Annotated in this window: 1 protein-coding gene; it reads left to right on the forward strand. The window is 42.1% G+C overall.

Annotated features, from left to right (window positions below; all coding sequences use genetic code 11):
- The first annotated feature begins 205 nt into the window (after nucleotides 1-205).
- On the forward strand, nucleotides 206-826 hold the full coding sequence (locus E1H13_RS26615; protein ID WP_169617973.1) for a hypothetical protein: 621 nt from the start codon (nucleotides 206-208) through the stop codon (nucleotides 824-826).
- Nucleotides 827-1114: the final 288 nt, after the last annotated feature.

Genomic DNA, 1114 nt, shown 5'->3' on the forward strand with positions numbered 1-1114 from the left:
TCCTTGAGTTGCACCATACACCTGCTCTGTCAGAACAGTGCAAATATACTGAAATTCTGTTTATCCGAACAGTATTGTGGGATGTTGTGCGAAACAAGATTCCTCCTCTTTTAGGGGCCGTTAGCCAATTGTTAGAAGGCATGTCTTGAAGATCTCTAGTCTTGAAGATCTCTTGCGGAGTTGTGGGTGAAAAGGCGTTAATGAAATGGTGGGCAGTGCCCACCCTACTTTTACTAAAGTGCTTAAAGATGGTGGACACACGCGTGAAGCGACAAAAGTCCTTATTGCTAAGCATGATGATATTTGTAAATACGGCCAATTGGGGAGGCTAAGTCGTTTTTGGAATCGATTTCTTGGTATTACAATCGCTCACGGTTATAAATCCCATCGAGCGCTGTGGATATCACTATTTATTATTGGTTTTGGTACATTTTTATTTCATTTTGGTTATAAGAATAATCTGATTGAGCCATCCGAACTCGAAGCATATGTAACCGTGAATCCAGAGAAGCCAGAAGCACCAGCATTAGAGAGTTCACCATCTGAAGAAGAAAGCCAAACAGAACAAATGCCAACCTATCCAGAATTTTTCTCGCCAACTTATTCACTGGATGTATTTTTGCCTATAGTTGAGCTTAATCAGTCAAATTACTGGCTACCGAAAGCTAGCCGAGGTCACAGGATCTTTAAAGTCGATTTTCTACTTTTGGACGTGAGGTGTGGAGGACTTTTGCTTTTTTATTTTTGGATACATATTCTGCTCGGCTGGATCTTCACCTCCCTTTGGGTGGCTGGCTTTTCAGGGCTTATCCGTCGAGTAGAATAAGTAATTTATATTCTTTAGAAGTAGAAACATCTTTCCCTTCATTTCAATCAGATGGCTGTAAATCGACACCCATGAGGTTGCTGATGATATCTTCATTGGCACAATTAACAGTGGCGACATACTCATTGTCCACAGAAACATCCACACCTCCTGTGACTGGCCTTTCTTCCGAGAGTCGATCCTCTGATATAAACACTGTGTACACAGTATTGGGGTGTGATTTAAGCCGGGAAACCCTCTAAGTGAAAGGGACTGAGGGTTTGTGCTTTTAGTGACTGACGGGCAAGG

The sequence above is a fragment of the Nodosilinea sp. P-1105 genome (genome assembly GCF_012911975.1).
In the GTDB taxonomy this organism is placed as follows: domain Bacteria; phylum Cyanobacteriota; class Cyanobacteriia; order Phormidesmidales; family Phormidesmidaceae; genus Nodosilinea.

Coding starts and splice junctions, on each gene's coding strand:
- E1H13_RS26615 (WP_169617973.1), top strand. CDS start 206: ATGGTGGGCAGTGCCCACCCTACTTTTACTAAAGTGCTTAAAGATGGT.